This window comes from Clostridium estertheticum subsp. estertheticum, assembly GCF_001877035.1.
GTDB classification, from domain to species: Bacteria; Bacillota; Clostridia; order Clostridiales; family Clostridiaceae; genus Clostridium_AD; species Clostridium_AD estertheticum.
In genome coordinates this window covers 1,119,190-1,145,633 of sequence record NZ_CP015756.1, presented here as the reverse complement: position 1 = coordinate 1,145,633, position 26,444 = coordinate 1,119,190, and the positions used below count along the sequence as shown (strand labels likewise).

Annotated in this window: 19 protein-coding genes; 7 read left to right on the top strand and 12 right to left on the bottom strand. The window is 31.1% G+C overall.

Features of this window, described 5'->3' with window-relative positions:
* Nucleotides 1-7: 7 nt before the first annotated feature.
* From A7L45_RS05420 to A7L45_RS05405, 4 genes are all read right to left on the bottom strand, one after another.
* On the bottom strand, nt 8-871 hold the full coding sequence (locus A7L45_RS05420; protein ID WP_071611824.1) for an ABC transporter permease: 864 nt from the start codon (nt 869-871) through the stop codon (nt 8-10).
* Entirely contained in the window at nt 871-1,821 is a 951-nt protein-coding gene (locus tag A7L45_RS05415; protein ID WP_071611823.1) for an ABC transporter ATP-binding protein, read from the bottom strand. Before A7L45_RS05415 ends, A7L45_RS05420 begins: the two co-directional genes overlap by 1 nt.
* 255 nt (nt 1,822-2,076) lie before the next feature.
* Nucleotides 2,077-4,401, bottom strand: a complete 2,325-nt coding sequence (locus A7L45_RS05410; protein WP_071611822.1) for an AraC family transcriptional regulator — start codon at nt 4,399-4,401, stop codon at nt 2,077-2,079.
* 21 nt (nt 4,402-4,422) lie between these two features.
* Entirely contained in the window at nt 4,423-5,109 is a 687-nt protein-coding gene (locus A7L45_RS05405; protein WP_071611821.1) for a rhamnogalacturonan acetylesterase, read from the bottom strand.
* A 371-nt stretch (nt 5,110-5,480) separates the two neighbouring features.
* Here A7L45_RS05405 and A7L45_RS05400 point away from each other — a divergent pair, with 371 nt between their 5' ends.
* The 5 genes from A7L45_RS05400 (at nt 5,481) to A7L45_RS05380 (ending at nt 11,392) form a co-directional block, all read left to right on the top strand.
* Nucleotides 5,481-6,950: an extracellular solute-binding protein gene (locus tag A7L45_RS05400; RefSeq protein ID WP_071611820.1), complete on the top strand. Its 1,470-nt coding sequence runs from the start codon at nt 5,481-5,483 to the stop codon at nt 6,948-6,950.
* A gap of 104 nt (nt 6,951-7,054) precedes the next feature.
* A complete protein-coding gene (locus tag A7L45_RS05395) occupies nt 7,055-8,008 on the top strand; it encodes an ABC transporter permease (RefSeq protein ID WP_224616750.1) in 954 nt (317 codons plus the stop codon).
* Nucleotides 8,009-8,027: 19 nt separating this feature from the next.
* The gene (locus tag A7L45_RS05390) at nt 8,028-8,897 is read left to right on the top strand and encodes a carbohydrate ABC transporter permease (RefSeq protein ID WP_071611819.1); all 870 of its coding nucleotides are present in this window, start codon (nt 8,028-8,030) and stop codon (nt 8,895-8,897) included.
* A gap of 31 nt (nt 8,898-8,928) precedes the next feature.
* The gene (locus A7L45_RS05385; RefSeq protein ID WP_071611818.1) at nt 8,929-10,278 is read left to right on the top strand and encodes a glycoside hydrolase family 28 protein; all 1,350 of its coding nucleotides are present in this window, start codon (nt 8,929-8,931) and stop codon (nt 10,276-10,278) included.
* 25 nt (nt 10,279-10,303) lie between these two features.
* Nucleotides 10,304-11,392 carry a glycoside hydrolase family 88/105 protein gene (locus tag A7L45_RS05380; RefSeq protein ID WP_071611817.1) on the top strand — a complete coding sequence of 363 codons (1,089 nt, stop codon included), beginning with the start codon at nt 10,304-10,306 and terminating at the stop codon, nt 11,390-11,392.
* A gap of 55 nt (nt 11,393-11,447) precedes the next feature.
* On the opposite strand, the gene A7L45_RS05375 is transcribed toward A7L45_RS05380, so the two are convergent.
* Entirely contained in the window at nt 11,448-12,419 is a 972-nt protein-coding gene (locus tag A7L45_RS05375; protein WP_071611816.1) for a pectinesterase family protein, read from the bottom strand.
* Nucleotides 12,416-13,525 (bottom strand): alpha/beta hydrolase family protein, encoded by a 1,110-nt coding sequence (locus A7L45_RS05370; RefSeq protein WP_084647362.1) that lies wholly within the window; start codon nt 13,523-13,525, stop codon nt 12,416-12,418. The genes A7L45_RS05375 and A7L45_RS05370 overlap by 4 nt, the downstream gene beginning before the upstream one ends.
* A gap of 268 nt (nt 13,526-13,793) precedes the next feature.
* Here A7L45_RS05370 and A7L45_RS05365 point away from each other — a divergent pair, with 268 nt between their 5' ends.
* The gene (locus tag A7L45_RS05365; RefSeq protein WP_071611815.1) at nt 13,794-14,519 is read left to right on the top strand and encodes a YesL family protein; all 726 of its coding nucleotides are present in this window, start codon (nt 13,794-13,796) and stop codon (nt 14,517-14,519) included.
* A 61-nt stretch (nt 14,520-14,580) separates the two neighbouring features.
* Here the strand turns inward: A7L45_RS05365 and A7L45_RS05360 are convergent, their stop codons facing one another.
* Entirely contained in the window at nt 14,581-15,417 is an 837-nt protein-coding gene (locus A7L45_RS05360) for a sugar phosphate isomerase/epimerase family protein (RefSeq protein ID WP_071611814.1), read from the bottom strand.
* Nucleotides 15,418-15,603: 186 nt separating this feature from the next.
* On the opposite strand from A7L45_RS05360, the gene tkt reads away from it, so the two are divergent.
* Entirely contained in the window at nt 15,604-17,595 is a 1,992-nt protein-coding gene (tkt, locus tag A7L45_RS05355; RefSeq protein WP_071611813.1) for a transketolase, read from the top strand.
* Nucleotides 17,596-17,726: 131 nt separating this feature from the next.
* Here the strand turns inward: tkt and A7L45_RS05350 are convergent, their stop codons facing one another.
* The 5 genes from A7L45_RS05350 to A7L45_RS05330 form a co-directional block, all read right to left on the bottom strand.
* A complete protein-coding gene (locus A7L45_RS05350; protein WP_071611812.1) occupies nt 17,727-18,989 on the bottom strand; it encodes a zinc-binding dehydrogenase in 1,263 nt (420 codons plus the stop codon).
* A 24-nt stretch (nt 18,990-19,013) separates the two neighbouring features.
* Entirely contained in the window at nt 19,014-19,943 is a 930-nt protein-coding gene (pfkB, locus tag A7L45_RS05345; protein ID WP_071611811.1) for a 1-phosphofructokinase, read from the bottom strand.
* Nucleotides 19,944-19,969: 26 nt separating this feature from the next.
* Nucleotides 19,970-21,883 (bottom strand): PTS mannitol transporter subunit IICBA, encoded by a 1,914-nt coding sequence (locus tag A7L45_RS05340; protein ID WP_071611810.1) that lies wholly within the window; start codon nt 21,881-21,883, stop codon nt 19,970-19,972.
* Between the two features lie 14 nt (nt 21,884-21,897).
* Nucleotides 21,898-24,021 (bottom strand): BglG family transcription antiterminator, encoded by a 2,124-nt coding sequence (locus A7L45_RS05335; protein WP_071611809.1) that lies wholly within the window; start codon nt 24,019-24,021, stop codon nt 21,898-21,900.
* Nucleotides 24,022-24,354: 333 nt separating this feature from the next.
* Nucleotides 24,355-26,424, bottom strand: a complete 2,070-nt coding sequence (locus A7L45_RS05330; RefSeq protein WP_071611808.1) for a glycosyl hydrolase 115 family protein — start codon at nt 26,422-26,424, stop codon at nt 24,355-24,357.
* Between the last annotated feature and the right edge of the window lie 20 nt (nt 26,425-26,444).

The window sequence follows — 26,444 nt, the reverse complement described above, 5'->3', positions numbered from 1 at the left end:
CCACCCCTTAACTCCATCTTCTCTTGTCAACCATTCTTATAGTTAAAAATATAAATGCCACAATAAATGATAAGTAATACACCACAGAATTCAGACTTAATATGCCTTGCGAGAATAAATCATACCGTTTTATTAAAGAAAACCATTGGAAAACCTTTTGAATCATTCCATCAAAAAGTTCCTTTTTTGCTAAATATATTCCTATAGTTATAATTATGCCTGCTACTGCGGTAACTGATGCTGCATATATGTTTTTAGTTGAAAAATAAACACCAAAAGCAAATATCCCCACCATAACTAGAACAAAAATTATGCTAGAAATTCTAGTGCTAGGAAGTGCCTGTTCTATACTATCTATTAAAAATATAAAAAGTAATACTCCAAAAGATATTACTGCTGATGTAACTTGATTTTCTGTTAAACTTGATACAAATAAACCTATAGATATTAAAGTTGCTCCAAGCAAGAACATACCAATATATCCTGTAAATATTTCAGATGGTGAGACATTTCCAAACATACTTAAAATTAGTGGGTATAAAACCGTTATCAAAAGAGAAATAGTAAAAATAGCTACAGCTGCAAAATATTTACCCAATATAATATCTCTTATTTTTAATGGTGAAGTAAACAATAATTGATCTGTTTTAGTTTTAGTTTCTTCAGATATAATCTTCATGGTTAATATCGGAATAATAAACAAAAATATTGTAATTAGACTTTGAAGCGTATTATTATACGTTGGACTTGCTGCTAATAAATTATACATTGTAAAAAAGATTCCTGTTATTAATAGAAATGTTCCTATAAAAATATAACCAATAGCTGAAGTAAAATATGATCTAAATTCTTTTAAAAATACAGCTAACATTACATACCTCCTACTTTCTTGTTTGTTGTAACATCCAAGAATATTTCTTCAAGATTAATTTCCTTGCTCTTCATCATTAATATAATAAACCCAGCTTGGCTAAGCGTAACAAATAATGTTTCTCTTATATCCAAATTATTTTTTGCCTCAACTAAAAGATCTACCGTACCATTCTCATGAACACCTTGCTCCTCAACTGATTTAACATCTTCCACTGCTTTTATATGTTTATATACATCCTCTTTTACCCCTTTAACCCTCAAAAGGACTTTGTTACTGCTATTTACTCCTTTTGATAATTCTTCTGGAGTTCCAGAAGCAACAATCTTGCCCTTATTTATTATAATAACCCTATGACAGATTGCACTAACTTCTGATAATATATGTGAACTTAATATAATGGTACACGTATTTCCTATTTTCTGAATTAGATTTCTTATTTCTATAATCTGCTTTGGGTCTAGACCTACCGTAGGTTCGTCTAGAACAAGTACCTCAGGGTCTCCAACTAAAGCTTGAGCCAGCCCTATTCTTTGTTTATAACCCTTAGAAAGATTTTTTATAAGCCTTCCTCTAACATCTAATATTTTGACAAGTGACATTATTTTTATCATACTTTGCTCAATAGAATCAGATTTAACCTTTTTTATTCTAAATACAAACTTAAGGTACTCCTCAACAGTCATATCCAAATATAATGGAGGTATTTCAGGAAGATATCCTATTTTTTTCTTTACAGCTTCTGGATTTTCAAGTATGTCAATACCATCAATTCTTACATTACCGTTTGTTGCGGATATATACCCTGTGAGAATATTCATGGCAGTTGATTTACCAGCACCATTTGGCCCTAGAAATCCCAATATCTCTCCTTTTTTCACTGTAAGATTAAGACCATCTAATGCTACTTGATTTCCATAACATTTTGTTACATTTTCCATTTCTATCATTTTTTTCACCCCTATAATCGTTTTTTCACATGTTTTTTTTATAAATCATTTTATTATTCTCATAATATAACTTATTTGTGTCAAAATGAATTTTATTTTATGATCATTTTGTAAACAATTTCAATTATAACATTAATTATATTAAATTCCAAAATTAATCATTATATTAGAATTTTATATAAACAAAGGGAGGACTTACCTCAAGTTTTTTTGGTAATCCTCCCCTGTTTTATAATCTTCATGCTAATGATCTACCTAATTTTTTCTGACATCAGTTGGACTCACTCCAAACAACCTTTTAAAAGCCCTCCTAAATGACTGTGCACTATTGTACCCAACCATCTCAGAAATCCCTGTAATTGTTAATTCACGATTTTTCAAAAGAATATTTGCATTATTAAGTCTAGTTTTTTCTAGATAATCTGTAAAATTAATATCTGTTTGTTCTTTGAAAAGATGTGAAAAATAACCCTCGCTTAAATTAAATTCTGAAGATACTTTATAAAGACATAAATTTTTATCCATATAATTTGATTCAATATACCTTTTAATTTTATTCATTAAATTTAAATTAGAATTGCCTTTCTGTACTAGTATTAAATCGCATAAATTGTAATAAGCATTCGCTACCAACTTAAAATTAACATCATAAGAATTTTTTGAATTTACTTCTCTTAAAATATTATTAATATCCTTTATATCCTCATTATTTTTACTATCTTCATTATCCTTAAAATCAGGCAGCATTTTTCTAATAGTACTTTTTAACTCCTTTACAACATCATAACTTTTACAAGAATTTAAATTTCTAGTCTCAAAGTTTTCATAATAAATGAAATCTAAAAGTTTATTAACCTGACCTTTATCTCCTATTTTTGTATGATTTAATAATTTTTGCTCAACATCTAGTGGATAATAGTAATTTTCAGTTTCTATCTCAAGATTGTGAGACCAAACTATTGAATATTTACCATCAAAATTATCTAAAGCATGTACAGCTTGTTCAAATGAATGCCAAAGCTCCAAAGGATTTGAATAAGGTTCTCCTCCAGAAGCATCAACTTTTAAATTAATATTATCTAAAAGTTCTTTTTTAACATTTGCTACGTTATCCTCTATTTTCTTATAAAAAGCTTCTGTATCTTTTATATCAGAATTCAATATAATAGCAATTGTTTGTTGGTCTATATCATGAAAAAATACATTTCCTGTGAAATGTTTTGTTAATACCCCTCTAATAATTGCTTTAGAAATATTTAATTCCTTTATAATTTCATTGTTTAGATTTATTACAGTTGACTCATTGTTAAATACTTTAAGTAATATTACAATACTTTTACCTTTTGAAATATCAATCCCTACATAAGCAGAAATTGCTAAGAATTCTGCCTCATTATATATTTGCCCACGTATAAGCTTCTCAAGAAAAGCTGAATGAATTAAAGACTTCTGATTATCTATATCCTTTTGAAGTTCATTGTTTGTTAGGATCAAATTAGAAACACTCCCATTTATTGAAGAGAATGTATTCTTATTAACAACCGATTCATCTGAGTTAAATTGTTTTAACTGCTTAACAATATCAAAAACTGGTTTACTGTTACGATAAGCAAGAATACTTGCAACTAAAATTCCTACTAAAAGAGTTATTAAAAACAATTTAACTGTAATAAACGTAAAGCCGTTTAAATTAGCAAATACCAAATCAGCTGGCAATACAATAACATATTTCCAACCTCTTTCTTTAGATGTTATATATGTAACCATCATTTTCTTGCCATCAATATTTTTGGAGAAAAATCCTTCCTTTTTTGTTAACTCTTTTGAGTCCATTCGATTACTTAGGTTCATATTCTCAGGTAAACTGGTTATTAGTTCTCCCTTCTTATTTTCAACGTAAACAAATCCTCCTTTTGATATGTCAATATATGAAATTAGTTCTTTTATTTTTTCATTTTCAAAAGATATTGTTACTGCACCCATTGGTTTTTTATTATATCCAAAAGGAACTGATTGAACGAAATTTGTATTATTAGAACCTAAACCCTTTACGTCATATGATTTTAGTGAAACATACTCTGGAGCAAAATGATTACTCATCAACATATTAACCCATGTTTTATACTCTAAATCTTTAAATTTTAAAACCATATTATAATAAATATCTGCCTTATACAGAGTATCTTGAGTTATAATATAATTGCTATTCTTTAAATAAATATAATAACCAGATAAGTAATCCATATTGCTAGTATACTTGTTGAGTTCTTCAATTACGTTTTTAATTTTCAAGTAATCACTATCTAAAAGTGGTTCCTTAAGGTCAAATAGGCTAGCTAATTTATCATTGGTCGCTAGTTGAATAGATAAATGATCTATTTGCTGTAGTTGTTTTTCAACTATATTCTTTGATTGGTTAAGCATAGATATATTTGATTCTTTGATATCTTCCTTAACAATATTTGCAGCTATTCTATAAACACCAAACCCCATGACCAATGGAACTGCTAATATAAAAATATATGGCACAATGAATTTTAAAAAAAGTTTATTATCAAAGTTTTTATATATTTTAAACAAAAATACCCCCCCAAATGTATATTAACCCTTTACAAACCTCGAAAGTGGCTCAATATTATTTTCTATTATTCCTTCAACAACTAGCTCCGCCATCTTTTTTGCTCCATTTTCACAAAAATGAGTATTATCCTTTTTTCCTTCCGGATAATTTAATGACTCTGAAGCATCAACCCACAAGAATATTTCCTTAGCTTTTTCTTCACCAATAATTTCAAAATAGTTTTTACTCTTTTCTTGCATATCTATAAGTGGAAGATTAAATTGTCTTGCAACTTCTCTCATTGCTATGGAATAATCACCATGAGTATCTGGCATAGTTCCATTCTTATTAAATACTCTTCTTTGTATTGAAGTTAAAAGCACCGGATTTGCTCCTGAACTTTTGGCTACTTCTATATATTTTGAAATGTAATCTTTATATGTAGTAAACGGGTCTGTATGTCTTTCTATATCATCTTTTTCATCGTTATGACCAAATTGAATAAACATGAAATCTCCACTGCAAATAGCATCAGATATTTCTTTCAAACGTCCTTCCTCTATAAAACTTTTTGAACTTCTACCATTGACTGCATGATTTTTAAATTCTACTTTCCCATTAAAAAACAGATGTATCATTTCACCCCAACCCGTTTCTGGACGTTTTTCAGTAATCTTTTCTGCTGCTGTTGAATCTCCTACAATAAAAACCTTTATCTTTTTACTCATTTTACACATCTACTCCTTTTCAAATATAATACATCTAAATTATATTATAGCCGTATAATTTATAATTGCTATATTATAAAGCTACATTGTCAAATCTTGTTTTAATTAAATATACCTTCTCCACCAAGAATTATAATAAAAACTTATTGGTACTCCTAGGTTTAATTTCATAATTCATTAATATTGTATCATATGTAAACGAATGTATCATTAATAATATTAGTATAAACTCCATTAATTTCTATGGAATTGTATGTCATATTGAGAACTGCTCCTTTACAAAAAATTCACTAAATAATATAATTCAATTAAAGTTGGAAACGTTAACAACTGAATTTTTTTTTATAGATTTAAAGGGGGGAACATTATTAATGAAAAAATCAATTTTTAGAAACTTAAGTTTAGCTTTATCACTCACTATGATAGGTGGTGGTTTAGTAGGATGTGGATCTAAAGCGGACACAGCAGCTACTAGTACATCAAAAGCAACAGACACAGCAGTAGTAAAACCAACAACAATTAAGATGACTACCGATACTTTCCTAAAACCAGAAGATGGAATGGCTGATTTTGTTGCAGGATTCAAAAAGCAAACAGGAATTGCTCTTCAAATTACACAACCGGTTCACAATCAATATTATGATAAACTCAGTCTTCAATTTGCATCAGGTGATGTACCTGATGTAGTAGAAATAGCCAGCTCGTACCTATCTTCTTTTGGAAGTAATGGAGCACTTTGGGATATGACTGATGCAATCTCAAAATCTAAAACTCTACAGACTATTGATCCAAAATATGCGAATTCCATTAAAGTAAACGATAAATCGTTTGCCTACCCAATTCAAACTGGTGGTGGTTGTATTACTTACTTAAGAAAAGATTGGCTAGATAAACTTAATTTAAAGGTTCCAACTACTTATGATGAGTTCACTGCCGTTTTAAAGGCATTTAAAGATATGCCAGATGCTAACGGTAAGAAAACTATTATTCCATACAGTGCTGCTGGAGTAATAAATACAGAGGTTCCTTATTCTATATATTTGAGAGAATTCTATCAAGATGCAATACCTAACTTTACTAAAGTTAACGGTAAATGGGTAGATGGTATGTCACAACCTAATATGAAAGCTGCTCTTCAAAGGATGACTAAAGCTTACTCTGATGGATTAATTGACAAAGAAATAGTTACAAATAAAACTTCAAGTGTCCGTGATAAATTTTATGCTGGTAAAGTTGGAGCGTTCACTTATTGGGCAGGAGATTGGAACAGAATTATGGAACAAAAATTACAAAACGCTGTAAAAACTGGAACAATGATTGCAATACCAGCAATTAAAGAAACTAAATATATTGAAAGAGCTCCTGTAGCCCTTGGAATAACTAGCAAAGCAAAAAATCCTACTGGAATATTCAAATATCTCATTGAGTTTATGCATGATGGTGGTGAAGGTGAGACGTTATTTACAAATGGAGTTAAGGATTTAAACTACAAAGTTACAAATGGAGTTACTAAAAAAGTACCTAGCAAACTTGACCCTAAAATAGATTTCCCAAAAATATATGAATCACCAGAATTATCTTTAACAAAATTTAAAAACCCAATTCCTCTTGATAAGAGAGTAACTAGTTCACTTGCAACATTTACTAAAGACTCGGCTCTAGAACCATTACTACCTGCATCAGATGTTCTTACCAAAGCAATTCCAGACCTATTAACACTCAAAAATGAAGTCATTTCCAAGGTCATGGTTGGGACATTAACAGTTGATGCTGGATTAGCTAAATATAATAAAGATTCAAAAGCATTAGTTGATAGCGTTTTAGCTGATCTTAACAAATAATAAATTATTATATAATTGGAAGTAATTTAACTTTTACTTCCAATTATATTTTACAAGGTATACAAGCTCTAAATTCCAATAAAACATAAAGGAGGACAAATTAATTGCAACTTAAAATAAGGAAACCCCAAAAAACATCAGATACTAGTCTTATAAAAAAATCAAACGCCACTGTGCTAAAAAGAATGTTAAGATACAAGTATTTTTATCTAATGGCTCTTCCAGTAGTAGTAATCACATTTATATTTTACTACATGCCTATGTATGGTATAAAATTTGCATTCACAAAATATGGTCCTTTTGCCCCTGCAAAATTTATAGGTTTAGACAATTTTAGGACTTTATTTAAAACGCCTCAATTTTTAAGTGCTTTTAGAAACACTATTACCCTTAGTTTGCTTAATCTTTTTGTCGGCATGTTAGTAACAATTGTTTTTGCTTTGTTATTAAATGAGGTAAAAAACAAATTTGCTAAAAGCTTTGTTCAAACATTGTTATATCTTCCACATTTCCTTTCCTGGGTAGTTGTAGCTTCCATATTCACTATAATTTTATCACCTCAGGACGGATTTATAAATCAACTACTTGTACAAACAGGTCATAAACCTTTTTATTTTTTAGTGTCAGAAAAATGGTGGACCCCTATATTCGTCTTTATCGCAAGGTGGAAGGATACTGGTTGGGGAACTATAATTTACTTAGCCGCACTATCTGGTATAAGCCCAGAACTATATGAAGCAGCATCTATAGATGGTGCTAGTAGACTTAAACAATGTTTTCATGTTACCATTCCAGGAATTATGAATACAATACTTGTAATATTTATATTAGATCTTGCAAAAGTATTAAACTTATTTGATTCAGTATTTAATCTTATGAATCCTTTGGTTTATAGTGTTTCAGATACTATTCAAACCTATACATTTAGGGTCATGTCTCAACAAGCAGACTATGGTTACACTACAGCCGTGGGATTATTTAAGTCTGTAATAGCTTTAGTGTTAGTTCTTGCAGCTAACAAAATCAGTAAAAAAATTAAGGGTTCAAGTATTTTATAACGAAAGGAGATAGTTATTAATGAATGATAAATTTAGCTTCAAAAAAGGATACCGTGGAAGAGCTTTTTTCAAAATATTCAACGCATTATTTCTACTTGCGACTGTAGTTGCAATACTTGTTCCTATTTTGAAAGTAGTATCTGATTCTTTAGATACCACCGGTTCATATGGTTTGAGACTTATTCCATTACATCCAACAATTGCAGCTTATAAAGCTGTTGTTACACAAACAACCTTGTATACTCCTTTTCTTATTTCTGTTTATATAACTATATTGGGTACACTTATTGGTTTATTCCTAACAACACTAGGAGCATATATATTAATTCAGGATGATATGCCCGGAAGAAAGATATTTGCATCACTCCTATTTTTTACAATGTTATTTAATGGTGGACTAGTTCCTACATATTTAAATATGAAGAACCTTGGATTAATGAATAGTTTATGGTCGATTATTCTTCCATTAAGTTTAAATGTTTATAATTTGATACTTATGAAGAGTTTCTTTGAGGGAATACCTAAGGCTTTAATGGAATCAGCTGAAATAGATGGTTGTAGTCCTATGGGTATATTCGTAAAAATAGTGTTGCCTTTATCAAAGCCAGCACTCGCTGCCATAGGATTATTTTTCGCTGTTTCCTTTTGGAATGAATATTTTAACTTTATGTTGTACATTTCAGATCCGAATAAACTTAACTTTCAAATTAAAATAAGGGAAATGATAATAGAGAGTACATCCACTCAATCAACTGCATCAAATGGTATATATAGTAAAACTCTTCAAAATGCAGCTATAATTGTTACAATATTACCATTTGCTGTTATATATCCTTTTTGTCAAAAATACTTTGTGCAAGGTATAACCCTTGGCGCAGTTAAAGGATAATTCCCGCCCTAGAATAAAAAAGGAGGTTTTTATGAATACTTCGCCATATTCAACAATATTCAATGTTACAGAATTTGGAGCAATTCCAGATGGTATTACCTCTTGCAGCCATGCTTTCGCTCTAGCTATAGCATCATGTAGCAAGGCTGGCGGTGGCAGTGTGTACGTACCTGCTGGCACTTTTCTTACAGGTTCTATTATGCTTAAAAGCAATATTAATTTAAATTTAGATTCAGGAGCTATTTTAATATTCACGAATGATATAGCGCAGTATCCTATTGTAGATTCAAGGTGGGAAGGAGCTGCGCAATCTGTATTCTCCTCTTGCGTATACGCGCAAAATGAAGAAAATATTTCTATTACCGGTCGTGGAAAACTAGATGGACAAGGCGCCTTTTGGTGGAAAATATTTAAAAATAAAACAAACATATATCCAAGGCCTAAATTGATAAGTTTTCATAATTGTAATAACGTACTTATCGAAGGAGTTACCTTAATAAACTCACCAAGCTGGACAATAAATCCTATTTGCTGTGATAATGTAACCATAGATAAGATTACAATTAAAAACCCGAATGACTCACCTAACACTGATGGAATAAACCCTGAATCTTGCAAAAATGTTCATATATCAAATTGCCACATTGATGTCGGTGATGACTGCATAACTATAAAATCTGGAACAGAAGCTACCCCCCTTAGAGTTCCATGTGAAAATATTACAATCACAAATTGTACTATGGTACATGGTCACGGTGGTGTAGTAATCGGTAGTGAGATGAGTGGTGATGTTCGATGTGTAACCATAAGCAATTGTGTATTTGAAGGAACTGACAGAGGTATTAGAATGAAATCTCGTCGTGGTCGTGGTGGTGTTATTGAAGATATACGAATCAATAACATAGTAATGAAGGATGTGTTATGCCCTTTTATAGCTAACCTATACTACTACTGTGGACCTAATGGAAAAGATAAATATGTTTGGGATAAAGCTCCTTATCCAATAACAGTAGAAACTCCAGCCTTTAGAAGAATTCACTTTTCTAATATAACTGCTAGAGAAGTAAGGGCTGCCGCTGGGTTTTTCTATGGCCTTCCTGAAATGTATGTCGAAGATGTATCCTTTAATAATATTTCAATATCTATGGCAGAAAACGCAGAGCCTGGCATGCCAGATATGATGGCAAATCTTGCTCCAATGAAGCAAAGAGGTTTCTTCTGCTCAAATGTTAAAGACATTTTCTTTAACAATGTTACTATAAGTAATAATGAAGGACCAGCTTTTTATGTAGAAAATAGTATTAACGTTGAATTCTCAAGATGTAAAACCAAAGATGCAAAAGGCAATGATCCTATGGTAAAACTTAATAACGTTATATAGAAAATAAAATTGAGGGGTGTTGCAAATGGAAAATTGGGCCGCTAGGATGACTGATTCCGTTATGATTCGAACTCCAGAGTTTAATTGTAAATGGGAATATGATAATGGTGTTATTTTTAAAGGTATCGAGTTATTATGGAAAATAACTAAGGACAAAAAATACTTTGATTTTATTAAAAAAAACATGGACTTTTTTATCGATGAAACTGGTGATATTAAGAAATATAGTGTTACTGAATATAATATAGATCACGTAAACAATGGAAAACTTTTATTTCTTCTTTATAAGGAAACAGGGCTTGAGAAATATAAAAAAGCTGCTTTTCTATTAAGAGAACAATTAAGAAACCACCCACGAACTAGTGAAGGAGCCTTCTGGCATAAGCAAATCTATCCTTATCAAATATGGTTAGATGGCCTTTACATGGGTTCACCATTTTTAGCTGAATTTATAAAAGAGTTTGGTGAAACTTCTGAATTTGATGATGTTACAAAACAATTTTTAATATGTGAGCTTCATGCAAAAGATTCCGTAACTGGATTGTTATATCATGCATGGGATGAAAAGAAAGTTCAGCCCTGGTGTAACAAAGAAACAGGCCTTTCTAAAAATTTTTGGGGTCGTTCAATGGGTTGGTATGTTATGGCTATAGTCGATGTATTAGACTACCTACCAGAAAACCATAAGGATAGAGCTAGAATAATCGAAATTTTAAATGAAGTACTAGAAGCTCTTCTTAAAGTTCGCGATGAAAAAACAGGACTTTGGTACCAAGTATTAGATAAAGGAACCCAAAAAGGTAACTATATAGAATCCTCGGCATCATGCATGATACTATATGCTATTGCAAAAGGATCAAATAAAGGTTATATACCAAAAAAATGGGTTGCTATTGCAAAAACAACATATAAAAACATTGTTGATGAATTTATTATGGTTACAAAAGATGGCCTAGTGAATTTAAACAAAACCTGCGCTGTAGCTGGACTTGGTGGCGCAACTAAAAGAGACGGTACATATGAGTACTATATAAGTGAACCAATTGTTACAAATGATGCAAAGGGCATTGGAGCCTTTATCCTTGCTGCGGCAGAGATGGAAATTCTAAATTAGAGAAGCATTATAAAATTATTAATAAATAAAACAGTAAAGCTAGCAATTTATTTTGCTAGCTTTTATAAAATTCATAATTAAAATCAGGACCAAGTATATTATCTATATTATAATCTTTAACTTCCTCGTCACTTAATACTTTTGCCCATATAGCTCTATTATCTAATTTCCCCCCAGGACCCGAACTGTTATATTCCTCGTAACTAGCCGTTTGCTCAGTGACCGTGCGATCCCAGTTATGCCACCCTTCCCTTATAATATGTTCTCCCATAAAACAATTTATAAAAGTAGTTTTAGCATAATCCCTCCAAGGCCTTCCTAAATAAACGGAATTAGGTGCAGCATCACTTAGTAACTTGCAATTTGTAAATATATAGCCAAACCTTTCTCCTTCACTTGTAGATGCTGCAGTTATATATCCATTTACCTCCCGATCCCTATTATTTGAGAATATTACGCATAGATTAAACACAGCTGTGGCAGATCCAAAAATAAAATCTATGTCACCTCTAATATAACAATCTTCATAATACTGGCGTACAGGCCTTCTTGGTGCTCGATCTTTAGGCCCGCCAAACCAATTACCTTTCTTGGGTTTTGGTGGTAAAGGTCCTGTAAAAATAGTGTCCTGACACCCAATAAAACTACAGTTTTTAAACTTAGCTTTGTCACCATCCACATAAATAGCAACTGCCTGACCATATATATCTCCGCTACCAGATGAATTTTCAAAAGTTATATTTTGGGCGCAAAAATTATCTCCCCCTACGAAAGTAGAAAATGAATTAAAAGTACCCATCTTTTCTCCGCTTATAGACTCCTTATATGCATAATCATCATAGGTTAATATTGTATTAGCTTTACTTTCACCTAAAAGAATTACATTATCTACATTAATATATATCTTTTCTTTATATATTCCATTTTTAATATTTATAACGATCTTTTCTTTATTTGTAATAGGTATAGAATTTATTGCATCTTGAACCGTCTTAAAATCTCCACTTCCATCCTTTGATACTATCATATGTCAAACCCCTTTCGCCACTTATTAACAAAATCATATGTTTTCTCTCCGTTCCACATATGAGGACCATCAAATATATGATGATAGATATTGTCTTTTTTATTAAATATATTATATGCCTTTCTAGTTATATCCACCTGCTGTATAGCATTAACAATTCCCCTTGCGCCATTAAGTTTATCCTTAGTACCACTTTCAATTAAAAGTGGATTCGGTGCAATTAAAGCTGCTAAATCACCAAGCTCTATATATTCCCAAAGCCTTGGTACAAAATTACATCCACATAAATGAGTATTTAATATAGAATCTTTAAATCCATAAAAATAACCACTAACAACGCTACAAGTTATTCTCTCATCTATTGCTGATAACCATAATGCTTGCAGTCCTCCTCCTGAAAATCCACAACATGCTATTTTTGAGCTATCGCAATAACTAAGAGTTTCGATATAATCTATAAGCCTCATAAGGTCCCAAGTCATCATACCCACCAAAGTTTGCCCTATGCTAATAGCAACATTATTTATATCATTACAAGAAGTACTCATAATTGCTTTTATATCTGTGCCTTGATGTTTATCTTCTCTTCTTTCACCTGCTCCTCTTGCATCACTGCAAAATACCACATACCCTTGCCTCACGAATTTCAAACCATAGTCGTAGTTATATTTATCTATGCTTTCTTTAATGTCCGGAGTATCAATTTTCCCTACAATTGAATCCTTACCGCCTCCTCCATGTCCATGAGGTGCAATAACACAATCTCTCTTTTCATTTAGCTTAATTCCATCAGGAATCAATATATAAAGAGGCATCCAAACTCCTGGCTCTGTTTGAATAATAGCTTTATCTCGCCTGTAATCTTCAAATTTTTTTGACTCTACTATTTGTGGTTTAAGTTCACATAACATCATACTATTCATTCCCAATATTTCTTTAAGTTTTGTTTTCAACTCAGCTTTCCATAATCCATATTCCAAAACATTTTCTGCTATAAATCCTAATTTTTTAGATTTTAGAGAATAAAAATTTTTTAGATGATCGCTGATTGTAAAATATTTCTCTTCTTCTAGCATAAATTGCCCTACTTTCTTTTGATATTTCATTCCGTCGTAACCGTTACCATTTAACCTAAATTATACCACTATTAAACATTTACGACAATATATTCATCTATTAAATGAAAATTTTATGTTGATATCACCCTCTATTATGTTAATATGTAGAAATCACCAAAATCTATTTGCCTTTTTTATAACTTCTACCTATTTGCATTTAACTCCTTTTGTGTTACATTTTAATTGACTATAAAACAATTTAATTATTATAATAATTTACATAAATGCATTTTATAAATGCAGTTGGAGGAAAAAAATGGCTAAATCAAAAAGAGAATTTGGTGAGGGACCTTTCTACACAATAACTAATTATATATTTTGGTTCCTCCTAGGTAATTTATACTTTCTACTTCTTAATATTCCATTAGTTATTATGTTCATTATACTTTTTTCTGTTGGAACAAATAAAATTCCACAAGGTTTTACTTCTATCCTTATTGTATGTTGTATTCCTATAGCACCTGCAGCAACAGCTTTATTTAGTGTGATGGGAAAACTTATACGTGAAAAAGATGTAAATATTACAAAGGATTTTTTTAAAGCTTATAAAACCAACTTTATTCAATCTTTATTTTTCGGCGCCTTAGAAATAATGCTCCTGTGCATACTCTCTATTGATATTAAATATTTTATTGCAAGTGCTTACCCAAAACCATTAACAGTTTCTTTTTTTGTAATAATAGTTCTTGTTTTTTCAATAAATCTATATGTATTCCCAATAATCTCAAGATTTTATTTAGGCTGGAAAGATATTCTTAAAACAGCTGCATACTATACAATTAGAAAATTCAATGTTACACTTTTATCTCTTTCAAGTTTTCTAATTGTAGGCTTTATATTTTTTAAAATATCTACCTTTATATTACTATTCATATCAAGTATTGTTTGTTATTTAATAATGTATTATCAAAAAAATGTATTATTAGAAATTGAAAATAAACTAAAACTAAATACTGATAAGCCTAAACTAGAAAATCTCTAATAATAGGGGCAGTTCATTACTATTTAGTAATAAACTGCCCTTTTAATTTCGTGTTTTTTTATTATACTCTATTATAAAGTTGTTCAATAAACTTAATACTTCTATCCATATCCACTTCTTTAATATCCTCAAGCAAAATATTTATAAATGGTTTCCTCTTCTTAAGCTGTTTCAGTATCAATTCATAATTTAAATTTCCCATGCCCGCAGCTACAATATTGATTTTATCATTACAAACTACAAAATCCTTTGCATGCAAAACTACCATTCTATCACCAAATAAATTAAAGGCATCTTTAATAAGATCATTTTGATCCTTAAAGTTTAATATTGATATATAATTAGTTGGATCGTAGATAACTTGTAAATTATTTGACGGAATCAAATCTAGGACTCTTCTCATTCTTTGAGGCGTAGATACAACCTCATTTTTCCCTCCCTCAATTCCAACTATGACTCCAAATTTTTCAGCTTCACATGTGATCTCTTTTAAACTTTCAATTAAAGTTTCAAAAGCTGATTCTGACTCGTTATCATAATCACTTAAGCCATCAACCTTTAAAGTTCCAGTTTCTGTTCCAACTATACTACATCCAAAATCTCTAGCAAATCTTATATGTTCTTTAAACCTATCTATATCGGCCCTTCTCTTTTGGATATCCGGATGTATACCATTTATATAACAACCTAAAACAGCAATCTGAACATTTTCTTTCTTGAAACTATCCCTAATATAATTCCCAAGGCCTGGACTTAACTTACCCAAACTACAATCTATTCCATATATCGCTTTACTTAAAGCCAATTGAATATATGAATAACCCTGCTTTGATACTTTCGCTGCAAGCTGCGCAACAGGTAATTTGCCAAAATCATGAGCTCTTCCACCTATTATCAAAATTTTTCGCCTCCATTTTTTTTATCACATTCTTTAAATTTTAATATTATTCATTTATTATACTGCTAATTTAATTAAGTTTGCTTCTTATATATATTTGTTTGTGATAAAATGAATATAAGACATACATCTTTACAAATAATTTAAATAAATATAGAAATTAAAAACCATAAGGAGGAATTTACATTGAACAAAATTGAACAACTAACAGTAGATACTATAAGAGTATTATCAGCTGAGGCAATACAAAAAGCAAATTCAGGCCATCCAGGTCTTCCACTTGGAGTTGCACCAATGGCCTACACATTATGGGCAAACCATATGAAACATAACCCTAACAATTCAAAATGGCAGGATAGAGATAGATTTGTACTCTCTGCAGGTCATGGATCGATGCTTGAATACTCACTTCTTAATCTTTTTGGGTATGGTCTAACTATTGAAGATTTAAAGAACTTTAGGCAATTTGGAAGTTTAACACCTGGCCATCCTGAATATGGTCATACAAACGGCGTTGAAATTACCACAGGCCCACTTGGACAAGGAATTGCTAATGCAGTTGGTATGGCAATAGCTGAAAGTCATCTTGCAGCAAAATTCAATACAAAAAAACATGCTATTGTAGATCATTATACATATGCTATATGTGGTGATGGAGATAATATGGAAGGGATATCTTCCGAAGCAGCATCCCTTGCAGGTACTCTAGGGTTATCTAAGCTTATTTTAATGTATGACTCAAATAGCATATCTATAGAAGGATCTACAGATATTGCCTTTACAGAAGATGTAAGCAAAAGGTTTGAGGCTTATGGATGGCAGGTAATAAACGTAGAAGATGGCAATGATATGGATGCAATAGGCAAAGCTATTGAAACTGCAAAACTTGAGTTAAATAAACCTACCTTTATTAAAATTAAAACTATTATCGGATTTGGCTGTGCTAAAAAACAAGGCTTAGCATCAGCACATGGCGAACCACTTGGTGAAGATAATATAACTGAAATGAAAAAATGTATGGGCTGGAATCTTGCTCCATTTACCGTTCCAGATGAAGTAGCTAAGCATATGGAAATTGTAAAATCAAAACTAAGCAAAAAAGAAGAAACTTGGAACACACTTTATGCTGAGTATTGCAAAGAAAATCCTAAACTCGCTAAAGAATATGAATTATGGCAGAGTGGTGATCTTTCTGTTGATTTACTAAAAGTTGAAGAGTTATGGAAATTTGAAGGCAAGGCAGCAACAAGAAACTCTTCTGGTGCTATAATAAATACATTAGCAAAATATGTACCAAACTTTATAGGTGGTTCTGCAGATCTTGCTCCTTCTAATAAAACATATATGAAGGGTCTAGGTGATTTCTCTGTCGATGATAGAAATGGTTCTAACCTTCATTTTGGAGTACGTGAGCATGCCATGGCAGCCATTGCAAATGGTATATATGTTCATGGAGGTCTTAAACCTTTTGTTTCAACTTTCTTCGTATTTAGTGATTATATGAAGGGTGCAATGAGACTTTCTTCACTTATGGGTCTACCTGTAACTTATGTGTTAACTCATGATAGTATAGCTGTTGGTGAAGATGGTCCAACTCATGAACCAATAGAGCATCTTGCAGCTTTAAGGGCTCTACCAAACTTTAATGTGTTTAGACCAGCTGATTCAAGAGAAACAGCTGTTGGTTGGTATGCCGCAATAACTTCAAAAACAACCCCTACCGCATTAATACTAACAAGACAGAATCTTCCTTTATATGCTGAAACATCAATCGAGGCTTTAAAGGGTGCATATGTATTAAAAACTTATGAAACACCTGGTCAAAAACCTGATATCATTTTAATGGCTTCTGGATCTGAAGTAGAATTTATTTATGAAGGTGCTAAATTATTAAATGATAAAGGTATTAAAGCAAGAGTTATAAGTATGCCATGTTTAGATTTATTTGAAGCTCAATCAAAAGAGTATAAAGAATCTATATTACCGTCATCTGTTAGAACAAGGCTCGCTGTAGAAGCTGCTGCTTCATTCGGTTGGCACAAATATGTTGGACTTGACGGAGACGTAATTTCCATCGATAGATTTGGAGCTTCAGGTAAAGCTGAAATTTTATATAAAGAGTTTGGATTCACAACAGAGAATGTTGTAAGTAAAGCACTTAAACTACTAGGCAAATAATTTTAATATAATATAATAACAAAGACCATCTACTCAATATTGAATAGATGGTCTTTGTTTAATAGGATAAAAAAAGATACAGGAATTTTATTTAATCCTGTATCTTTTTTTATCATTTAAATTTTTTCATATTATTTAGTTTTCCAATTTTCAAGTAAATATTTCTCTGCCTCTAAAGACCAAAGTCCCTTATTGTTTTTTGCAATTTCTGATAATTTTTTGAAACGTGGATCTTTTTTTCCTTTTTCTTCAAATTCATCTATTGCTGTAATATCCATAAATATATTTGTATATATTAATTTTTTACCAGCTGGTACTTCTGTTAGTCTAATAGTAGCATCTGCTGCACTATCAAGTCCTCCGACATGAGTAACCATAACTGCTGGATTTATAATATTCTTTTCTGTCATTCTTAATGATTCAATCATATCATTTGTATTTCCACCAGTGGTTCCAATAGTATGAGTTGATTGATAATGAACATTATAAAAATTAAACATCGCTGAGAATTTAGTATCTGTAGGACCTGCGAAGAAGTTTAAGCAACCATCTCTACCTAATATTTTATCGCCTTGCTCAACTACTGGTTTAACTGGAGAATATACAAATACATCATCAAAACCTGTTCCACCTGTTAAGTTTCTTAAATAAGCCGGAACATCTTCTATATCTTTTGTGTTTACAAATATTAATTCTATTCCGACTTTTTTTGCATCTTCTTTTGTGAATATTGCCCTTGCTCTATCTAATCTACCTTGTTCTATATCTGTTACTACTATTAAAGCCGGCCTCCTATCACAGTGCATAGCATAATCAATTGCGCCTAGGCCCATAGGACCAGCAGCTGCAAGCATTGCAAGCTTTCCACCTTCAACTATTCCCATCTTGTGTTCATAACTACCCATTACAGTATGAAAACTTGCATGAAAACCTCCAATAATACAAGACATTGGTTCTGCCAGTGAAGCTTCGTAATATGCTTTACCATCGTAGTTTAATAAACAACCAAGTTCCATTACTTCTTGTGGCATTATTACATAAGTTGCATCTCCTCCACAATATCTATAAGAATATCCTGGAGAATCCATACTTCCTTTGTAATTAAGTGCTGGTTGCATAGAGAATTTATTGCCTGGCTTAAAGTCATTCTTCCATTTAGAACCTACTTGTACTATATCTCCTGCCATTTCATGTCCTACAATTACAGGATTAACTGCTATATCACTAGGTACTCTCTTATGATCACTACCTAGTATTGCTGCTTTATAAGTAGACATACATATACTGTCCGATACTACTTTTACTAATATTTCGTCTTCTTTTATTTCAGGAAGCTCAAATTCTTCCATTCTTAAATCTTTTTTACCGTATAATCTTACTGCTCTTGTTTTCATATATATTACCACCTTTTTTATTTATTATAAGTATTCAAATACAACTTGTTTTTCTAGTTCCATAATTGTTTTAATATCGCTTGCCTTTGTACCCTCTGTCATTACATTCGCAGCTCCTGTTGCAACAGATAACCTGACTGTTTCTTCAAAGCTAAGATTCTTCTCTAAAGAATATGCAAGAGCTGCAACCATTGAATCGCCTGCTCCGACTGTGCTTTTCACATCTACCTTAAGACCATGTGCATATATAGCACATTCCTTAGTTACAAAAACTGCTCCTTCGCTTCCTAATGAAACCGCTACAATAATTATACCATATTCAAGCATTTTTTTCGCTATTTCGACAATTTCTACAACACCTTCTATTTTTTTGTTAAACATAGCTTCAAGCTCATCGATATTTGGCTTAACGAGGTAAGGTCCTGCTAAAATACCTGCCTTAAGCATTTCACCATCAGCATCTAATATTGTTTTTGCTCCTTTTTGTTTTGCCTTAGTAATCCAATTACCATAAATTTTCTTGTCTACGTTACTAGGCACACTTCCTGATAAAATTATAGTATCACCACTATTTATATTATTAAACATTTTATCGCATACGTCATTCAAATCCTTTAAACTTGCCTCTGGACCAGCCTCATTTATATCAGTATTAGTATGATTGATCATGTCAACAACTTTTATATTTGTTCTAGTTTCACCTTTTGTGAAAACAAAGTCATTTAAAATATTTATTTCATCTAAATATTCCTTTATAAATTGTCCTGAGGTACCAGATAGAATTCCCATTGCACGACTTTCACCGCCCAAATTTTTTATTACTTTTGATACATTAATTCCTTTTCCGCCAGCATCCAATCTAACAGATGCAACCCTATTAACATTTCCTACAGTGAAATTATTTATTTCAATAGTCTTATCAACTGCTGGATTTATTGTTATAGTTGTAATCATATTTTCACCTCTTATTTTTTAATATTTTAATCTTCTGATTTTATTGTAAATAAATCATAGATGTACTGGATATTCTCTGTACTTTTTAGCTTATCAGTTATACTTTCATCTTCTCCTTCAATTGCAATTGCAATATTAGAAAGTATTTGTAAATGTTCATCCCCAACTCCAGCAATGCCAATTACGAGATATGCTAATTCTTCATCGAACCTAACTCCATTTGGAAATTGAAGCACTACCATTCCTGTTTTATTAATGTTTTTCTTAGCTTCACCAACCCCATGAGGAATCGCTATACCTTTACCAATATATGTGGAAAGATCATTTTCTCTTTGAATCATAGCATCCATATATTCTTCTTCTACATATCCTCCATCATATAGTAATTTACCAGCCATTTTAATTGCAGTATATTTATCTGTGCTTTCCAGTCCTAATTTTATATTTTTCTTTTCAAGAATTTTACTTTCATTCTTTACAACATTTTTAGGTTCAATATTAACTTTAGTATTAGTATTAGCAATTGGTTTTAATCTTGCCGAAAGAATCTCAAACGCAGGGTTATTAAGAAAATCCTTAACTGATATATGTTCAGCATTTGGAGCTACACTCTTTGCTCTTGCAGTTAGTGTTTCGTGGGTTACAACAATCTGAGCATCCTTTGGGATAGCTTCAATTGCACAATTTACTACCTCAATATTATATCCTGCTCTTTTAAATTTAGTTCTTAAAGTTGTTGCCCCCATTGCACTTGAACCCATACCAGCATCACATGCAAATATTACTTTATTAAAAGTTTTACCTATTACTCCATTTGTCTCACTTATCTCATCTTTTTTCTTTAATTTTAGTTCACTAGATTTCAATTTTGCTTCTTCAAATTCATTATCCTCTGTTTTTTTATTAGTACTCTTTATTATTACAGAGGATACTAAGAATGAAACCACAGCTGCTACAAGTACGCCTGCAAGTACTCCAAAGTAACCACCTCTAGGAATCATTGCCATTAACGCAAGTATACTTCCTGGAGATGCTGCTGCAGTTAATCCTGCTCCAAAAATTTGGAATGTAAATATTCCACTTGCTCCACCACAAATTACTGCTATTATAAGTAGAGGATTCATTAAAACATAAGGGAAATAAATTTCATGTATTCCACCTATAAAATGAATTATTATTGCTCCTGGTGCTGATTCTTTAACAGCACCTTTTGCAAAAACCCAATAAGCGAGTAGTACTCCTAGTCCAGGACCTGGATTTGATTCTAATAAGAAAAACACTGATTTTCCAAGTGCTTTAGCTTCTTGTGCACCTATTGGAACCAAAATCCCATTACCTATTGCGTTATTTAAAAACAATATTTTTGCTGGTTCTATAAATATAGCTACTAAAGGTAATAACCCTGCTTTTACTATGACTTCTACTCCATCTTTTAGAAGACCATTTAATCCTAGGACTACTGGTCCAATTCCTATAAATGCAACCAATGCTAACATTGCTCCAAGTATACCTGATGAAAAGTTATTAATTAACATTTCAAAACCAGCTGGTACTTTTCCTTCAACAAGTTTATCAAATTTCTTTATAACATAACCACCTAGTGGTCCCATTATCATTGCACCCATAAACATTGGAATATCTGCTCCTACTATAATTCCCATAGTTGCTATTGATCCAACTACTCCACCTCTTACTCCACCTACCATTTTACCACCAGTGTAACCTATTAATAATGGTAAAAGGTAGGTTATCATTGGGCTAACTAATTTAGCAAAATGAGCATTAGGAAGCCAACCAGTTGGTATAAATAATGCCGTAATTAGCCCCCATGCTATAAATGCACCTATATTCGGAAGTATCATTCCGCTTAAAAATCTACCAAAACCTTGTACTCTTTCTTTAGTTTTTCCTTTATTTTTTATGTTCGATGTATCATCCATAACTCATACCTCCATTAATTATTTACTTTTTGTTTATAAAATTCTTTTAAAATATCATTTAATTCATTAAATGCATAATCTCTTTCTCCATCCTTTAAATATTTAAGGAAGTCAACTCTTTCAATTAGCATTTTACTTACATACCCTATTACTTCTATTTGTAGTGCGCTACACTCTTCTGGTGCAAGCATTATAATTCCAAGCTTAATGTTTTCTATTTTACCTTCACCATTTAAACATTCTAATCCCTTAGACAACTTTACCGCCCCAAAGTATAATTTTTGTACAATATCCGTCCTACAATGAAGCAATATCATCTCATGTCCTGTTACAACTGTATTCCCTTTTTTTTCTCTACTCTCTAGAGCCATTCTTATTTTTTCTGTCGTCTCCGAATCTTTTTCTATTGCTTTACTAGCCTCAATTATTAAAGCATCAACGCTACTCATTTCTGGAATTTCTTTCAAGAAAAAATTATCCAATATCTGTATTATAGCTTCACTATATATATTTAATGAAATTAATTTGTCTTTGAATTTAATTTTCTTATTTTTGTTCCATGAATGTTTAATATTTGTGTTTTGAAAATTCTTTATTTGATTTGCAATTTTATCTTTATCTTCCTTAAAAAGCAATGGATTCACTATTACTACTGGTTTAAAACACTTTTCTATATTAACTGTAGATATAATGAAATCTATCTCATTCTCTTTTAGAAAACTTTCTGCAATGTGAATTGTAGATATAATATCCACAATTTGAATATTGTCATACTCATTTTCTATTCTTATAGCAAGAAGTCTTGAAGTTCCCATACCCGTAGCACAAGCAATTGCAACCCTGTAAATAGGTTTAATTAACGTTTCACTATTTTCAATTGCAGCCCCTAAATGCATGGCGATGAATGCAATTTCAGCTTCAGGCATTTTTATTCCTATATGTTTTTCAACTACTTTTGCGCATTTAGTACTAGTCTTCATTAAATCAGTATAATTAGTCTTAATTTCTTCTAGAAGTGGATTTCTAATATCAAGTTTCATCTTTAGCCTTGTAATTGCTGTTCCAAGATGATTTACTAATCCATTTAACAAATCCTCATTATTCCCAAGGAATTTCCCTGTTTCAATCTCTGCGGTTTTAATAATTTCCTTCGATAACTTTATAAGTTCAAAGCTTCCTATTATCTTATTTCCTGTTTTATATTTTTCCTTGTAATTTTTGGATCCTTTAATGTGCATTGTTATATAACCTATTTCATCCTCTGGTATTTCTACTTCAAAACATCTTGATATATTAATAGACAAATCAGATGCAATTAAATACTCAGCACTCCTCTTAAGTTCTTTTAAGAACTCATGATCTATGGTTATTTTATCGCCTTTTTTTACCCTTTCAATAGCAAGTGCAATATGAACAATTAATCCAACAAACGCGCTATCCACTAACTTATAATTTCTTTCTTTCTCCATGTCCTCAATTAAAACTTCTATTTTCCTTATCGTTTCATTATCTATTAAATTAAGTAACCTATTTCTAGAGGAATCTTCGATATCTTTTGCTACAACCACTGAATTATCTAAATTTTGCCTTATTAGGTTTAAAAGCTGACTTTCATTTGTATTTTCATAAATTAAGCTAACCATGGCTTTTCTTATATGATTTTCTTTTCCTTCTACATATACACCAAGTCCCTGCTTTCTAATTAAATTTAAACTATGTTTTTTAAACCATTCATCTGTTTTTTCTAAATCATTACTTATAGTTGCTTCTGTAACTTTTAAAGTTCTAGTAAAATTGTATAACTTAACCGGCTCTTGGTTTTGAAGTAGTTCACTAATAATTATATTTTTTCTCTCTAGAGGAGAATATATTGTTTCATCCTTTTCTCCATTTAGTAAATTAACAATAATTTGTTTCTCTCTTAAAGAACCAATTACTTTGATACCAACCCCAGTCTTTTTATCGAGCTTTAATCCATTTTGGTTAAGAAACTTTTCAACATCATGTATCTCTCTTAATACTGTCCTACCACTAACATCTAAATCTTTTGCAATTTTAGCAGTAGTAATATAATCATTCTCGTTACATATAATTTGCAAAATATTCTTTATACGTAAATTAATCTTATGACCCTTCATAATATTCCTCCAAAATTATTAAACGATTGTATCAAGTTGCTTATACCTAAAATTTAAGTTTGCCCTGTAATTTAAATCCTATTAATTAAAGTCTATAAAATAATAATTTCTTGATTACTTTAACTTTATTATATTCTAGTAAACAATTACATACAATTCAAAGATAAATTGAATAGTCAGTAGCTAATGATGACAATATTTAATATTCAATTAATTTAGCCTTTTATGTTATTCCCATATATAGCTCATTATATAATATAAAAAAAGTAGAACAAGTTCATGAAATTACCAACTTGTCCTACCTTTAATTTTTAGTTTTCCTATCTGTTCTAATTATGTTGTCATTACCTTTCCCTTAATCTTCGCATAAAGCTCATCATCAGTTAACTGATTGGTAGTAGTTGCAAGCAACATAATATTTCTATCCTCATTAGATAGAACATATCGTTTTTCCCAGTTATAAAAATTAGAACCATCACCAAGTACACGAATATACCTTCTAAGAGTATCTAAACAATATATTGTGAGTTTAACATTTGTGAGACAATCATTTCTGTAGAAATTTATCCATTTATCATGCTCTGATTCTTTCATTTTGCTAAGTGCTTTTTCATATTCTTTCATTGAAGCGCAAACATGTATAAATGAAAGAGAATAATTTTCTTCCATAAATGCATCATAACCCTTGCAAAGATATACTGAGCCTTTACAACCTGTTAGATGAATTATTACCTGCAATAATAAACTATCGCAAAAGAGACTCTTCTCTTTTCCTAATAAAGACATTATCACATTATCACATTGATTTTTTAAAACCTCCCACTTATTCAAATTTGCTTCACACTTTTCCTTATACCACTTAATCTGCTTTTCAAAGCAAACATCACCCGTGGCCCAATTTAAAGATTCTATAGTATCATTGTTTTTATCTTTAATCCAATGACTAATTATTTCTCTCGTTGGATAGTGATAAAATTGCTCTCCTGCTCTTTCATCTTCATGTTGTCCATATTGAACAGGTGTATTAAAATATTTATTAAAACATTCTTGCACAATTTCACTTCCAGAAGGAAAATAGCGTTTCATATAATTTTCCATGTGTTTATTTGTATCTAAATAACCATACTTCCAAAGTTCACTCATTAAATCTAACATATAAGTATGAGGTCTAATATTTCCACTATTTATAATTAAATACTCATTAGCTCCAACCATAAATGCAGTTTCTAATTCCGACTTCACAAATTGAGGTGTATTAGGAAGCATAGTCAAATGATTAGATGATTGCAGGTCATAAAAGGTAACATGATAATAAACACCATGAGGGCCTATTTCATTTTTACTTGGTAATGAATATATTCTAGGGTTATGATTTCCTTGTCTTCTTGAAACCATTTTCCCATATCCGCTATCTGCCCATATTTTTATAACACCCTCTGGGAATTCTATGTATCCCTCTTTATACAGTTCCATTATTTCACCGTACAAGTTTGTACAAAATACCGGTTTCTCAACATACTCTTTAACTATTTCATATTGCTTTTGAATTACTTTACTTATAAGTTTACCTCTTGCCTCAGGTGTTTTATATGTTGCGTCATATTCCCAAAACGCTTGATCTCCCTGCCCTCTAAATCCAATATTCCATATAACTTTTGTGTCTTTCTGATCTAATACGGCGCTTCTCCAAAGTTCCTCAAAAAGTTTATTATTTTTATCATATATAGGCTCCTCGCCTGGGTATGCTCTTAAAAACATTTCTGCCCCTAAAGGCTCTGCATGATGATGGGTTATCCACAATCCCATATCTGACGCCAGCTGCTTGTTTATTTTGCTTGTTTTATCTGTACCTGGTATAACCATATTTCCACCGCATCTAAGTATAGTTTCAAAAACTAATTTCCAAACTTCTTCATCTGTTGGACTCTCCCTCCAACCTGATAATAATACTTCATCATTTACAAACCATCCTCTATATTTAACCTTTTTAGTAAATGACTTATAATCAGACATAGGAATTCTAACATATGGTAAGCATTTTGGTTCTTTATCATTCCAGAACCAAAATGGATCCACGCCCAAATATGTTTTACTTATATAAATCAATGCATATATTATTCCTAATTCATCCTTTGCATTTATATTCATAACACTTTTTTTATTATCATCGGTCTGAAATTTCAGAGTAAACTCTTCTGACTTTAAAAGAAGCTCAGTATCATCTAATGAACATCTTATAATTATTTCTGTCCTTTCATCTCCGTTTAAATTACTTTCAGCTTTAAATACTTTGTTAATATCACGTAAAAAAATATTTATAATATTTTTAATTGCCTTACTACTTTCTCCTATTACTTCTATCTTTGTATTTTTATTTAAAATAAAAAATTTATTTTGTTTCATTAATTTTACCCTTCTTTTTT

Excerpts from the sequence above, each read along its gene's own strand:
- A7L45_RS05350 (WP_071611812.1), bottom strand. The coding sequence starts at position 18,989 with ATGAAAACAAGAGCAGTAAGATTATACGGTAAAAAAGATTTAAGAATG.
- A7L45_RS05380 (WP_071611817.1), top strand. The coding sequence starts at position 10,304 with ATGGAAAATTGGGCCGCTAGGATGACTGATTCCGTTATGATTCGAACT.
- A7L45_RS05400 (WP_071611820.1), top strand. The coding sequence starts at position 5,481 with ATGAAAAAATCAATTTTTAGAAACTTAAGTTTAGCTTTATCACTCACT.
- A7L45_RS05375 (WP_071611816.1), bottom strand. The coding sequence starts at position 12,419 with ATGATAGTATCAAAGGATGGAAGTGGAGATTTTAAGACGGTTCAAGAT.
- A7L45_RS05420 (WP_071611824.1), bottom strand. The coding sequence starts at position 871 with ATGTTAGCTGTATTTTTAAAAGAATTTAGATCATATTTTACTTCAGCT.
- A7L45_RS05390 (WP_071611819.1), top strand. The coding sequence starts at position 8,028 with ATGAATGATAAATTTAGCTTCAAAAAAGGATACCGTGGAAGAGCTTTT.
- A7L45_RS05330 (WP_071611808.1), bottom strand. The coding sequence starts at position 26,424 with ATGAAACAAAATAAATTTTTTATTTTAAATAAAAATACAAAGATAGAA.
- A7L45_RS05415 (WP_071611823.1), bottom strand. The coding sequence starts at position 1,821 with ATGATAGAAATGGAAAATGTAACAAAATGTTATGGAAATCAAGTAGCA.
- A7L45_RS05365 (WP_071611815.1), top strand. The coding sequence starts at position 13,794 with ATGGCTAAATCAAAAAGAGAATTTGGTGAGGGACCTTTCTACACAATA.
- A7L45_RS05340 (WP_071611810.1), bottom strand. The coding sequence starts at position 21,883 with ATGGATGATACATCGAACATAAAAAATAAAGGAAAAACTAAAGAAAGA.
- pfkB (WP_071611811.1), bottom strand. The coding sequence starts at position 19,943 with ATGATTACAACTATAACAATAAATCCAGCAGTTGATAAGACTATTGAA.
- A7L45_RS05335 (WP_071611809.1), bottom strand. The coding sequence starts at position 24,021 with ATGAAGGGTCATAAGATTAATTTACGTATAAAGAATATTTTGCAAATT.
- A7L45_RS05385 (WP_071611818.1), top strand. The coding sequence starts at position 8,929 with ATGAATACTTCGCCATATTCAACAATATTCAATGTTACAGAATTTGGA.
- A7L45_RS05370 (WP_084647362.1), bottom strand. The coding sequence starts at position 13,525 with ATGAAATATCAAAAGAAAGTAGGGCAATTTATGCTAGAAGAAGAGAAA.
- A7L45_RS05405 (WP_071611821.1), bottom strand. The coding sequence starts at position 5,109 with ATGAGTAAAAAGATAAAGGTTTTTATTGTAGGAGATTCAACAGCAGCA.